Origin of the sequence: Cupriavidus sp. Met-2 (genome assembly GCF_049843575.1) — a bacterium.
Taxonomy (GTDB): Bacteria; Pseudomonadota; Gammaproteobacteria; order Burkholderiales; family Burkholderiaceae; genus Cupriavidus; species Cupriavidus metallidurans.
In genome coordinates, this window is the sequence record NZ_JBBHZL010000004.1 from 344,820 (window position 1) to 357,573 (window position 12,754).

At 59.5% G+C, this 12,754-nt stretch carries 14 protein-coding genes; 1 reads left to right on the plus strand and 13 read right to left on the minus strand.

The window, feature by feature from the left end; all coding sequences use genetic code 11:
• Positions 1-5: 5 nt before the first annotated feature.
• The 5 genes from WD006_RS12120 to rfbB form a co-directional block, all read right to left on the minus strand.
• Positions 6-1,103: a glycosyltransferase gene (locus tag WD006_RS12120; RefSeq protein WP_375198944.1), complete on the minus strand. Its 1,098-nt coding sequence runs from the start codon at positions 1,101-1,103 to the stop codon at positions 6-8.
• Between the two features lie 122 nt (positions 1,104-1,225).
• Positions 1,226-1,777, minus strand: a complete 552-nt coding sequence (rfbC, locus tag WD006_RS12125) for a dTDP-4-dehydrorhamnose 3,5-epimerase (protein WP_080711377.1) — start codon at positions 1,775-1,777, stop codon at positions 1,226-1,228.
• Entirely contained in the window at positions 1,774-2,652 is an 879-nt protein-coding gene (rfbA, locus tag WD006_RS12130) for a glucose-1-phosphate thymidylyltransferase RfbA (protein WP_029307253.1), read from the minus strand. The genes rfbC and rfbA overlap by 4 nt, the downstream gene beginning before the upstream one ends.
• An 11-nt stretch (positions 2,653-2,663) precedes the next feature.
• Positions 2,664-3,581 carry a dTDP-4-dehydrorhamnose reductase gene (rfbD, locus tag WD006_RS12135; RefSeq protein WP_029307252.1) on the minus strand — a complete coding sequence of 306 codons (918 nt, stop codon included), beginning with the start codon at positions 3,579-3,581 and terminating at the stop codon, positions 2,664-2,666.
• Entirely contained in the window at positions 3,571-4,635 is a 1,065-nt protein-coding gene (rfbB, locus tag WD006_RS12140) for a dTDP-glucose 4,6-dehydratase (RefSeq protein WP_029307251.1), read from the minus strand. Before rfbB ends, rfbD begins: the two co-directional genes overlap by 11 nt.
• A 220-nt stretch (positions 4,636-4,855) precedes the next feature.
• On the opposite strand from rfbB, the gene WD006_RS12145 reads away from it, so the two are divergent.
• The gene (locus tag WD006_RS12145; RefSeq protein WP_029307250.1) at positions 4,856-5,716 is read left to right on the plus strand and encodes a symmetrical bis(5'-nucleosyl)-tetraphosphatase; all 861 of its coding nucleotides are present in this window, start codon (positions 4,856-4,858) and stop codon (positions 5,714-5,716) included.
• 46 nt (positions 5,717-5,762) lie between these two features.
• Here the strand turns inward: WD006_RS12145 and WD006_RS12150 are convergent, their stop codons facing one another.
• The 8 genes from WD006_RS12150 to WD006_RS12185 form a co-directional block, all read right to left on the minus strand.
• The gene (locus WD006_RS12150; RefSeq protein ID WP_231108877.1) at positions 5,763-6,857 is read right to left on the minus strand and encodes a hypothetical protein; all 1,095 of its coding nucleotides are present in this window, start codon (positions 6,855-6,857) and stop codon (positions 5,763-5,765) included.
• Between the two features lie 314 nt (positions 6,858-7,171).
• Positions 7,172-8,002: a lysophospholipid acyltransferase family protein gene (locus tag WD006_RS12155; RefSeq protein ID WP_029307248.1), complete on the minus strand. Its 831-nt coding sequence runs from the start codon at positions 8,000-8,002 to the stop codon at positions 7,172-7,174.
• A gap of 43 nt (positions 8,003-8,045) precedes the next feature.
• On the minus strand, positions 8,046-9,320 hold the full coding sequence (locus WD006_RS12160) for a dihydroorotase (RefSeq protein ID WP_035832491.1): 1,275 nt from the start codon (positions 9,318-9,320) through the stop codon (positions 8,046-8,048).
• 41 nt (positions 9,321-9,361) lie between these two features.
• Positions 9,362-10,333, minus strand: a complete 972-nt coding sequence (locus tag WD006_RS12165) for an aspartate carbamoyltransferase catalytic subunit (protein WP_008646281.1) — start codon at positions 10,331-10,333, stop codon at positions 9,362-9,364.
• 50 nt (positions 10,334-10,383) lie between these two features.
• Positions 10,384-10,908, minus strand: coding sequence for a bifunctional pyr operon transcriptional regulator/uracil phosphoribosyltransferase PyrR (pyrR, locus tag WD006_RS12170; RefSeq protein ID WP_011517314.1), 525 nt, complete (start codon positions 10,906-10,908; stop codon positions 10,384-10,386).
• The gene (gene ruvX, locus WD006_RS12175; RefSeq protein WP_029307246.1) at positions 10,905-11,342 is read right to left on the minus strand and encodes a Holliday junction resolvase RuvX; all 438 of its coding nucleotides are present in this window, start codon (positions 11,340-11,342) and stop codon (positions 10,905-10,907) included. The genes pyrR and ruvX overlap by 4 nt, the downstream gene beginning before the upstream one ends.
• The gene (locus WD006_RS12180; protein ID WP_008646285.1) at positions 11,335-11,907 is read right to left on the minus strand and encodes a YqgE/AlgH family protein; all 573 of its coding nucleotides are present in this window, start codon (positions 11,905-11,907) and stop codon (positions 11,335-11,337) included. The genes ruvX and WD006_RS12180 overlap by 8 nt, the downstream gene beginning before the upstream one ends.
• A gap of 96 nt (positions 11,908-12,003) precedes the next feature.
• On the minus strand, positions 12,004-12,711 hold the full coding sequence (locus WD006_RS12185; RefSeq protein WP_029307245.1) for a pseudouridine synthase: 708 nt from the start codon (positions 12,709-12,711) through the stop codon (positions 12,004-12,006).
• Between the last annotated feature and the right edge of the window lie 43 nt (positions 12,712-12,754).

Here is a 12,754-nt window from a genome sequence, read left to right on the forward strand (position 1 = left end):
GTGACCTATCTCTTAATAATCATCCAACGTGGCGACTGGAATCGCACGACCCGCCAGTACAGCCACACATAAAGAACGATGAACAAGCCGATAAAGATCAGCAGGACGGTCCGGTTATTCCAGAACAATGTCGCAGGCAGGACTGCCATCAGACTTAGGAGCCAGAGATACGGGGAAGTCATCGAATTCCTGCGCAGCTTGCTCCGCTCATCCTTGCTCCCCACAGCCCATCGCATCAGGCGCTGATAAATCAACGTGTGCAGGTGAACACCATCTGGAGATCCTGCCGGCACGCCTTTCAGGACACGGCGACGATAGATCGAAAACAGGGTTTCAAAGATAGGATAGATCAACATCAGGACTGGGTACCATGCGGAAACTTGCGGATTGCGCATGACAAGAAGTATTCCGCACTCTGCCAGCACAAACCCGATGAGGTAGGCGCCGCCGTCTCCAAGGAAGATATGCCCTGCTGGAAAATTCCAGATGAAGAAACCGAGAATTGCTCCAATCATAGCGAAGGCCACGGTAATGATAAGTGGATCGCTTACCTGGAATGAAACATAGGCTAGTGAAACAAACATCAGCATCGCAACCATCGATGCTAGCCCATTGAACCCATCGATAATGTTGATGGCATTGGCGACCCCTGCAACTGCAAACACAGTAATAAGTCCGGAAAACAGGGGCATAGCCAGGGCCATGTCGATAAAATGTACGTCGATACGTACGATGCGCGCGTCCAAGAAGTATGCCGCGACAGCTGCCGAAATCATGGTGGCAATCAGTCTTTCGCGCGGGCTTACACGTTTTGTCAGATCTTCGATAAAGCCGGCAAGAAATGCCGGAGCAGCACTGCACAGAAGCAGGAGATAAGGAAAGCCGAGCGCTTTCGAGTCCCGTAAAAAGAACAGTGCGATACTCACGCCGCCAAGCGCAAGCGCAATACCAAGCCCACCAACCCTGGGCACCGGACGGGCATGGAATTTCTGAACCCCGCTCAGATCCCAGTCCGCCGTAATATGGGCATGGACACTGGAATAGCGAATCACCAACAGCGTAAAGAAAAACGAAAGTACAAAAGCAATCGAAAGTGTCAGCATATGGGAAAGCGTTATACTACCACCAGGGCTGTTTTGCGATTTTCCACAATCAAGCGATGACCACCTTCCCGGATCAATTCGCGGACCGTTTTCTTCCTCGCACAACAGATTGCGGCACGGCGCTATTCAAACAGTTCAGCCTCTGCAAGATTCTTGCCGGCAGCATCTTTCGCAGCGAGTATCGGGCCACCTTCGATTGGCCATTCAATGCCAACATCCGGGTCATTCCAGATCAGACTCCGCTCATGCTCCGGATACCAATAATCTGTCACCTTGTATAAAAATTCGGCCTCATCAGAAGTCACGGCAAAGCCATGAGCAAACCCTGGCGGAATCCAAAGTTGCCGCTTGTTTTCTGATGAGAGTTTAGTACCAAACCATTTTCCAAAATTTGGAGAGTTTCGGCGCATGTCCACTGCAACATCGAACACCTCTCCCGAAACAACACGAACAAGCTTTCCTTGAGGGTGCTGGATCTGATAATGCAACCCGCGCAACACATTGCGCGATGAACGCGAATGATTATCCTGAACGAAGCTGTGCTTTAGTCCAGTAGCCTGTTCGAATTCCTTCTGATTGAAAGATTCAAAAAAGAAGCCACGACTATCTCCAAATACCTTGGGCTCAAGGATGAGAACGTCCTGCAGACTCGTAGGAATGACGTTCAAACTCACTTAATAGCCTCCGAGACAATCTGTCGCAAGTATTTTCCATAACTGTTCTTGGACAAGCGTTTCGCCAGCGCTTCGACCTGTTCGGCGCCAATCCATTTGTTCCGGTACGCGATCTCCTCGGGACAGGCTACCATCAAACCCTGCCGGTTCTGAAGTGTGGCGATAAAGCTGGCTGCCTCGAGCAGTGAGTCATGCGTACCGGTATCCAGCCATGCGTACCCACGCCCCATAATCTCGACGTTGAGTTCGCCTTTAGCCAAATAGTGCCGGTTTACGTCCGTAATCTCCAACTCTCCTCGCTCCGAAGGCCTGATATCGGCAGCAATATCGCAAACCTGCTTGTCATAGAAATAGAGGCCGGTTACAGCATAGTTTGAACGCGGCAGCGCTGGCTTCTCTTCCAGCGACCGGGCGCGAAATTGTTCGTCAAACTCAATCACGCCATATCGCTCGGGATCATGTACGTGATACGCAAAAACCGTGGCACCATCATCCTTTTCCGATGCGCTATGCAGCTGGCGCACAAGGTCGTGTCCATGGAAGATATTATCGCCAAGGATCAAGGTCGATGGATTGTTGCCAATGAAGTCGCGGCCGATAATGAACGCCTGCGCGAGCCCGTCCGGACTCGGTTGCACTGCGTACTGCAGATTGATCCCCCAGTCGCTGCCATCACCAAGCATCGCCACGAAGCGCGGCGTGTCTTCAGGTGTGGAGATGATCAGAATATCCCTCATCCCCGCAAGCATAAGCGTGGACAGCGGATAATAGATCATCGGCTTGTCGTAGACCGGCAGAAGCTGCTTGGAAACTGACCGCGTGATCGGATACAACCGGGTGCCGGACCCCCCGGCGAGGATGATGCCCTTGCGCATAGTGTCGTGATTCAGGGAAGGATCTGATCAAGCAGGAAGTGAATACCCTGCTGCCAGTCCGGAAGGTGAATGCCAAAGGTGTCGCGCAACTTGCGGGTATCCAGTCGCGAGTTCAGTGGTCGCGGTGCCGGCAACGGATAGGCGGTGGCTGGGATCGCCTCGATGCTGTCCAGATCTACCTTGAAATCCACACCCTTGCGCGCCGCATAGGTAAGCACTTCGACCGCGTAGCCGTGCCACGTGGTCTCGCCAGCCGCGGCAAGGTGATAGATCCCGCCAGGAAAGGCACTGCGCTCGCCGAACAGCCAAAATCGCGCAACGATCTGCGCCGTTATATCTGCAATCAGGGATGCCGTGGTCGGTGCGCCAAATTGATCGGCGATAACGCGCAAGCTGTCGCGCTCGCGCCCGAGCTTCAACATGGTCTTGGCGAAATTGCCCCCATGCGCACCCGCGACCCAGCAAGTACGCAACACAAGCGCTGTCGCGCCCGAGGCTAAGACCGCCTGCTCGCCAGCCAGCTTGCTCCTGCCGTACACGGACTGAGGACCTACGGCATCGGATTCCACAAAGGGGGTATCGCCGCGTCCGGCGAAAACATAATCCGTCGAATAGTGCACCAGCAGGCTGCCAAGTGCCTTGGCTTCTTCGGCCAACACACCGGGGGCGTTACCGTTAATGGCGAAAGCCATCTCCGCATCGGCTTCCGCCTTGTCCACGGCGGTATAGGCTGCAGGATTGACGATTACGTCAGGCCTGAACGTGCGAGCGACCCGGCGGATTTCGTCCGGACGCGTCAGGTCACAACCCGTGCGATCGAGCGCAATCACACGCCCGAGAGGCGCCAAGGCACGCTGGAGTTCGAATCCAACTTGCCCGTTACATCCCGTCACAAGAACGGTAGGGATCTTGGCTGACTCAAGCTGCATATTGCTTGGCCACCCAGTTGCGATACTCACCGGAAATCACGTCCTGCACCCAGGCTTGATTGTCGAGGTACCACTGGACTGTCTTGCGCAGCCCGCTTTCAAAGGTTTCGGCCGGTTTCCAGCCCAGCTCTCGCTCCAGCTTGCGCGCATCGATTGCATAGCGTCGATCATGTCCGGGGCGATCCTTCACGAAGTTGATCAGTTCGCGATAGGAACCGTTCGCCTTTGGCTTGAGCTGATCGAGCAGATCGCAGATCGTGTGCACAACGTCCAGGTTTGTCATTTCGTTCCAGCCACCGACGTTGTAGGTCTCGCCCAGGCAACCGCGCGCTAACACCTCGCGAATCGCGCTGCAGTGATCCCCGACATACAGCCAGTCACGGACGTTCTGGCCATCTCCATACACCGGCAGCGGCTTGCCACTGAGTGCATTGGTGATCATCAGCGGGATCAACTTCTCGGGGAAGTGATACGGGCCATAATTGTTGGAGCAGTTGGTTGTCAGGACCGGCAGCCCATATGTGTGGTGATACGCACGGACCAAATGATCGGAAGCTGCCTTCGAGGCAGAATATGGACTGTTCGGCGCGTACGGGGTGGTTTCGGAGAATTGCGGATCGGCAGGACCAAGCGAACCGAACACCTCATCAGTGGAAACATGCAGAAAGCGGAACTCTGCCTTGGCCGGCCCTTCCAGCCTGCCCCAATAGGCGCGCACGGCCTCCAGCAGAGTGAAGGTGCCAACAATATTGGTCTGAATGAACTCGGCCGGGCCGTGGATGGAGCGATCTACATGGCTTTCGGCGGCGAAGTGTACAACCGCGCGCGGCTTGTATGCGGCAAGCAACCTGTCAAGGGCATCGCGGTCACCGATGTCCGTCTGCGAAAACACATGTCGAGTATCGCCATCCAGCGAAGACAACGTCTTGCGGTTGCCCGCATACGTCAGCTTGTCGACATTTACGACGCTCTCCGCTCCCGGCTGGGCCAGCCAGTTGAGCACGAAGTTGGCGCCGATGAACCCCGCTCCGCCTGTGACAAGAATGTGCGACAAACTCTTACTCCCTATCCCAATCTACGTACCCACGTTCCCGACAAAACTGCTGCACCGCTTGATCCTCAAGGATTGAGGGCAATTATCGTGTTCTTTATAGAAGTGGCGGTATTCTATCTGACCCTCAGGCAGCTCCCGAGGCCCTGACTCAACTTTTTGTAGCGCCGTGTAACCATTTTCACAAGTCATCGGGAAATCCATTACGAATGTCTGTAGAACCATGCAATCCCAGATAGCCGCCAATCACCACCCAGACTCCGCACCATTCGCCATTGGCGACCTTCAAGGCTGTGCACCGTCCTTTTCTGATTTGTTGGAGCTCCTGCCAAATGGTGCGCCGCTGCGTCTTGTGGGCGATCTGGTCAATCGTGGACCGGCCTCGCTGGAAACGTTGCGCACGATTGAAGCCATGGGCGACCGCGTGCGCACGGTCCTGGGCAATCACGACATCCATCTGCTCGCTGTCGCTGCAGGTGTTCGCAAGAAGGGCAAATCAGACACGTTCGACGACATACTGGAAGCACCGGATTGCGACGCCCTGATCACCTGGCTGCGCCATCAGCCAATGGCAATCCGTGAAGACGACTTCCTGATCGTGCATGCTGGCATCTTGCCCCAGTGGAGTGCTGATCAGGTCATCGCCCTTGCACAGGAAGTCGAAGCTGAACTGCAGGGCCCCGCTTGGAAGGCGTTTCTCGCAGGCGTGTTTGGCAACTCTGCCGATCGCTGGCGCAAGGATCTAATTGGCATTGAGCGGCACCGCGTCATCGTCAACGCCCTCACTCGTCTACGCTATTGCTCTGAGGAAGGCGTTATGGACCTGAAGACAAAAGAAGGTCCGGACAGCGCGCCTACTGGCGTCATGCCATGGTTTGATGCTCCCGCCCGGCGGACAGACAATGTAACAGTGGTATGCGGGCATTGGTCAACACTTGGGTTGGTGATGCGCCCAAACTTGATCTCGCTGGATACAGGCTGCGTGTGGGGAGGAAAGCTGACCGCGGTACAGTTGGCCGCCCGCCCCGAACAGCGCACGATCATTCAGGTCAACTGCCCTCAGTACCAGGATCCACTAGCCTGAGATTCTTACCCTCTGGGGAACCCGGGGGCAATGATATGGCAACGGCCTAGAGTTGCACTCCTGGCTCGGCAAGTCCGTTGACGGACCGCCCGCCCTTGTGTGTCCGCACCCAGCCCATCGCCGCAACGGCAGCACCGGCAAATAGCCCACCGAGTACCAGCGACAAGACCAGCAGGGACCCGATCCTAGGCCCTGCACGATGGTCAGGCGCAGATGGCCCCGAAACGAATCGCGTATTCACCAGGTGCTTAGTCTGCAGCGTCTCCGCTAGTAGGTCGATCTTGTTAACGACTTCACGGACGCGGTCGTCGTCAAGGCGCGTGTCCTTGAAGGTATTCGCCCGCAAAGTTTTGAAGTCCTCAAACAGTTCCCTTCCCGATTTCACGGACGGATTGAGCTTCTCGGCGTCCGCATAGAACTTGAGTCGCACATCATTCTGCGCGGCATCGCGCTCCAGGGACACCAGGTCATTTCGGATATCCGCAATATTCGACTCAACGCCCACAAGTTGCATCACAGGGGACAAGTACCGCGAGCCATCTGTGTCCGAGGACAGCAACTGGCGCGCTTCGTACTTCGATGCCTCAGGATACTTCGCCGCAATTTCCTTGAGCGCATTAAGCTTGCGGGTAGCTTCGTCAAGCTCTACTCGCTTGGCGATCAACTTGTTGTTAAGCTTCTGCTTCTCCGCCCTGGCATCCCCCGCACCCAGGTGAATGCTCTCAAGCAAATCCTGACGAAGCATCGTGTCCTTCAGGTAATCGCCCACAAGTTTCACACGCGCCGCCGCATCGTCCGGCGAAGCACCTGGGAAAGAAATGGTGAAGCCAAGGATGTTCGATTCCAGGGGGCTTTTCAGGTCGGCCAGAAGCTTGAGATCTTCTTTTGAATACGGCAGCACGACCTTGACCCGCTTCAACATCAGGTCCGGGCCAATGGCTTGAAGCACGTATGCGGCGTTGGGGGTGTCCGAAAGCTTGTTCGCCCGGAGATAGCGCAGGAAATTGTCCTTGTCCTCAATGGACGAGCGCTGGGCATTGAACTCCGTCAGGGGCCTGGTGGCTCGCAGAAAGCCTTCGCTCTGATAGTGGCGAAGGAAGTGGGTCATCAGCGCAAACAATGCCAACGACACCAGCGACATCGTCAACAGAAACGACTTCCTGTTTGCACCTAACCAACGGGCGACAGACTTCCCAACGGCTGCCCAATTTACTGGCTGAACAACTTCTTCCCTCTGAACCATTACAGAACCCTGTATCGCTTTCCGCCAGAACTCAAACTGCCAACAGTAGCCAAACAAGCGGCGGTTACGATAGCAGCGAACTCAAATTTCGGTAGTAAATAACCATAAATATTGCAGAGTGTAACAATACACGATGTGGGCTACTCTGGCCGCCATCTATCTACCCCTCGGCAGAAGGGTTGGCGAGATAAAGGTTTACCCGGAATCGGGTTTCAGTGGTCTGCGGCGGACACGGCATCCTTCAAGTGAATCGGCTTCGCTACAGTCGGGGAATGAAATGCGCCGGTAGTGCTCTGTGCCTCCTCATGCGCCCCATCCACAAGGTGCGTCACGACCTCTCGCGCCGACTCCGCCAGCTCCCTTCGTCCGCCAGAATCGGCATGCAACTGCGGCCCGATCACCAGCCTCGCCTTGATCGGCGGCGACTTGAGGATCGCGTTCAGGCACTGCACCAGCGAGATATCGTCGATGTAGGCCGGCGCCAGCGTCGGTTTGCCAGTCGCGGCGTCCAGGTAGGACAAGCCCACCGGTTGCACCGGCAGTCTTCCGGCCACTGGCGCCTGCATCAGGTTCGCGTGAAACGGCAGCACCTTGCTGCCGTCGGTAGTCGTGCCCTCGGGGAACACGCACACCAGGTCGCCTTGCTGCATCACCTCGGTGATGTGGTGCAGCACCCGATGCGCATCGCGTTTGCGCGCACGTTCGATAAAAATCGTTCCCGTCTTGTCGCACAGCCAGCCAACTATGGGCCAGCTCCGGATCTCCGACTTGGCGACGAAGCGCACGGGCTTCCAGCTATGGATGACATAGATGTCGAGCCACGAGATATGGTTCGACACCAGCATTGCGCCTTTGGGAGCTGCCTGCCCTGGCGCCAGGCCCAGGACTTCCACCTCGATGCCGCAGATAGCCAGGAGCTTGCGAGACCATGCGCGGATCAGACGTTCGCGCAGACTCGCGCTCGCCCACGGAAAGACACTGGCGCAGACCAGCATTCCACGCAGCAGGTGAAATGCCAGCCGCGCCTTGCGTAACCAGATCATCGTGAGGCCCCGGTTTTCCTGAAGGTCAGCTTGCCGGCGCTTGTCAGCGCTGTTCGTAAACGATCTGGCCGCACACCAGCGTCGCGCGCGCGCGGCCTTCCATCTCGTAACCCAGCCACGGCGAGTTCTTGCCCTGGCTCTTCAGCGCGCTGCGTTCCACCTTCCAGACCTGCTTCGGGTCGAAGACGCACACGTCCGCCATGCTGCCGGTGGTCAGCGACCCTGCATTCAAACCGATGACTCGCGCAGGTTCGCTGGTGATGCGTGCCAGCGCGCGTACCAGCGGCACCTTGTGCTCATTGGCCCAGCGCAGCGTCAGCGGCAGCAGCAGTTCCAGGCCCGTAGCACCCGGCGACGCTTCGGCGAAAGGCAGGAGCTTTTCGTCGTCGTCCACCGGGGTGTGATCCGAGCAGAGTGCGTCGATAGTGCCGTCGGCCAGCGCGGCAACGATTGCGTCGCGATCGCGAGCGCCGCGCAGCGGCGGCGTGAAGCGCATCTGGCTATTGAAGAAGCCGATGTCCATGTCGGTCAGCGACACGTGATGGATGTTCACGTCGCACGTGACCGGCAGGCCTTCCTTGCGTGCCTGACGCACCAGTTCCAGCCCGGCAGCGGACGACAAGCGGCACAGGTGCACGCGTGCGCCCGTGGCACGTATCAATTCGAAGATCGTGTGCAGACGCACGGTTTCGGCGATGACGGACACGCCCGACAGACCCAGGCGCGACGCCACGGCACCACTCGCGGCAACGCCTCCGCCGAGGAAAGGATCCTCGGGGCGCAGCCACAGCGTGAAGCCGAAAGTCTGCGCGTATTGCATCGCGCGTTGCAGCACCTTGGTGTCATGGATGGGTGCCTCGGCCTGGCTGAAGCCGACACAGCCTGCCTCCGTCAACTGGCCCATCTCGGTCAGCGCGTCGCCCTTCAGGCCGACGGTCAGGGCACCCAGCGGGTACACATGCGTCTGGTTGAGCTTGTGAGCGCGGAACTTGAGCATCTCCACCAGCCCCGGCTCATCGAGTACCGGGTCGGTGTCAGGCGGGCAGACCAGGCTGGTCACGCCACCGGCAGTGGCGGCGGCCAGTTCGGATTCCAGCGTCGCCTTGTATTCGTAGCCCGGCTCGCGCAGGCGGGCGGACAGGTCGACCAGCCCCGGGCACACGATCATGCCGCGGGCGTCGATGGTCTTGTTGGCATGGAAGTCAGCGGGCGCGCGGCCCACGCCGACAATCTTGCCGGCGGCGATGTACAGGTCCTGTTCGGCGTCGACGTTCGCGGCCGGGTCGATCAGGCGGCCACCCTGGATATGGATCTTCATGTTCTGTCGGTGTGTGCTGTTCGTTGTATCCGGGGTCCGGCTCAATCGTTATTACCCGCCACGATGCCCATCACGGCCATGCGTACGGCGATGCCGAACGTCACCTGGTTCAGGATCACCGATTGCGGACCGTCTGCCACGGCGGAGTCGATCTCCACGCCGCGGTTCATCGGGCCCGGATGCATCACAATGGCATCAGGCTTGGCCAACGCCAGGCGCTCCGGGGTCAGACCGTAGGCCTTGAAGTACTCCTGCGCCGACGGCAGCAACGCGCCGGTCATCCGCTCGTTCTGCAGGCGCAGCATGATCACGACGTCCACGCCCTTCAGGCCCTCTTCCATGTTGTGGAAGACCCGCACGCCCATCTGCTCCAGGCCGGACGGCAGCAGCGTGCGCGGCCCAATCGCGCGCACTTCCGGCACGCCCAGCGTGGTCAGCGCGTGGATGTCTGAGCGCGCCACGCGCGAGTGCAGGATGTCGCCGACGATCGCCACCGTCAGGTTCGTGAAGTCCTTCTTGAAATGCCGGATCGTGTACATGTCCAGCAGGCCCTGCGTCGGGTGCGCGTGGCGGCCATCGCCGGCGTTGATCACGTGCACGTGCGGGGCCACGTGTTCGGCGATCAGGTAGGGCGCGCCCGAGCTGGCGTGGCGCACCACGAACATGTCGGCCGACATCGCCGACAGGTTGTTGATCGTATCGAGCAGCGATTCGCCCTTGCTCGTGGACGACGCGTTGATGTTCAGGTTCAGCACGTCCGCCGACAGCCGCTTGGCCGCGATCTCGAACGTCGTGCGAGTCCGGGTGGAGTTCTCGAAGAACAGATTGAACACGCTCTTGCCGCGCAGCAGTGGCACCTTCTTGACCTCGCGGTCGGAGTCGGAGAGCGATACGAACTGGCTGGCGGTATCGAGGATGTGCGTGATCATGTCACGCGACAGCCCCTCGATCGACAGCAGGTGCTTCAGTTCGCCGTTCTTGGTGAGCTGCGGGTTGCGAAACGTCTTGGTCATGGCAGGTCGGGCGCGGGTTCTATCTGTGTGGTACTTGCGTGCTTGCGGGTTCAGCTACGGACTTCAGTGGCAAAGGCAAAGCGGGTGTCCGCACCCTCGCCCTGGCGCGACAGCACCAGGGTTTTGTCCTGGGGCAGCGCGACGGTAACAGCGGCAAATTCGGCGGCGATCGGCAACTCCCGGCCACCGCGATCGGCCAGCACGGCCAGCGCTACGCGGGCCGGACGGCCGTAGTCGAACAGTTCGTTGACGGCGGCGCGAATCGTGCGCCCCGTGGCCAGCACGTCGTCAATCAGCAGAATATTGCGGTCTTCCACCTCAAACGGGAGCGTGGTCGACTGCGCTTGGCTGTGCAGGCCCTTCTTGGCATAGTCGTCGCGGTGAAAGGCCACGTTGATCACGCCGTGCCCGCCCAGTTGCAGGTCGGACGCCAGCCGCTCGGCGATCCAGGCGCCTCCGGAGTAGATCCCCGCGACGGACCAGCGCGCACGCTCGCTGGAGGGCATCAGGGCCTGGGCCTGGTCGCGCAGCGCGTGATACAGCGCCTCGGCGTCGGGTGTAGAGGTCTGGGTCATAGCGGGAGTTCGTCGAAATACTGTTGCAGGATGATCCGGGCTGCCTCGGCGTCGAGCGCGCCTCGCTTGGCGCCCGCCATGGCTGCGGCGCGCGAGGAGTAGCGTTCGTCCACCCATTCCACGGGCAGATTGAAGCGTCCGTTCAACTGGTTTCCAAAGCGGCGCGCAAGCCGCATCGAGGGCTGTTCCTCGTCGTCGGGGCCGGCTTCCGGATTGACAGGCATCCCGACAACGAGTCGCACCGGCGTCCACTGGCGAATCAGTTCGCCAACGGCGTCGAAGCGGGCCTCGACCGTCACATTCGGAAGGATCGTAAGTGCGCTGGCTTGCCGGGTGATGAAATTACCGAGCGCCACGCCGATTTTTTTCTCGCCATAGTCGAAGGCGAGCACCGTGCCGTCGCGGGGCGTCTCGCGCCCCAGCTGGTCAGGCATGTCCCGCGTCACCCGAAAGCATCGAGATGTCGATGCCGAGCAGGCGAATGGCCGCTGCAAAACGTTCCTCGGGGGGCACGCTGAAAATGATCTCGGGATCGGCCTGAACGGTCAGCCAGCCATTGCGGCTCAGTTCGTCCTCGAGCTGGCCGGCGCCCCATCCCGCGTAACCGAGCGTGAGCAGGAACCGGTGCGGGCCGCTGCCGTTGGCCACGGCCTCGAGCACGTCCTTGGAGGTGGTCATTTCCAGCCCGCCGGGCACCGCCAGCGACGACACATAGATGCCGACCGGGTCATGCAGCACGAAGCCGCGTTCGGTCTGCACCGGGCCGCCGAAGTAGACCGGCTGATGGGCAACTGGCTGGATTTCGAGCTTGAGATCGATCTTGTCGAAGAGCGTGGCCATGTCGATGTCGATCGGCCGGTTGATCACCAGGCCGAGCGCGCCGCGCTCGTTGTGCTCGCAAAGATAGACGACGGAACCTGAAAACGTCGGATCGGCCATGCCGGGCATGGCAATCAGGAACTGATTGGTGAGATTGATTGGAGCTTCGGACGTCGCCATGGCTTGCATTCTACCAAATCACCGCAGCGACTTCCCGTAAAACTTCGGTGTCCGGCGACATGCCGCAGCGCAACATTTGTTGCTGCCTCAACGCCCTCACCCGCGCAGCGCGGCCAGGTCTTCGGGCGTGAGCCAGCGCCATTCTCCGGGGCCCAGCGCGGGGTCGAGCACCAGTCCGCCGATCGCGCTGCGATGCAACGCGGTCACGTGGTTGCCCACCGCGGCGACCATCCGCTTGACCTGATGGTACTTGCCCTGCAGCAGCGTCAGACGCAGGCTGCGCTCGCCGGTCGCTTCGCACGCATCGGCGGCGATCGGCGCCGGTTCGTCGTCGAGCTTCACGCCAGTGCGCAACGCTTCCACCTGTTCCGGCGTAACCGGATCGAAGGTCGTCACTTCGTAGATCTTCGGCACCTGCTTCTTCGGCGAGGTCTGGGCGTGGATGAACTGGCCGTCGTCGGTCAGCAGCAGCAACCCAGTGGTGTCGTGATCGAGCCGCCCCACAGCCTGGACCTCCCGCTGGCGCAGCGGCACCGGCAGCAGGTTGTACACACTTGGATGATGGCGCGGACGCTGGGAGCATTCGTAGCCTGTCGGCTTGTTCAGCATCACGTAGGCCTTGGTGCACGCCAGCCACTCCTCGCCGTCGACCATCAGGCGCAGCCCGTCCACCTCGAAACGCGCACCCGGGTCCTCGCAGAGTTCACCGTTGACCTCGACCAGCCCGGCTGCCACCAGATCGCCGCAATAGCGGCGGGTGCCGAAGCCTTGGGATTGCAGGATGCGGTCGAGTGTCGTGGCCATGGGAATATCTTTCTGCTGCTTGGATGGGACTGCTGGAGTCCCG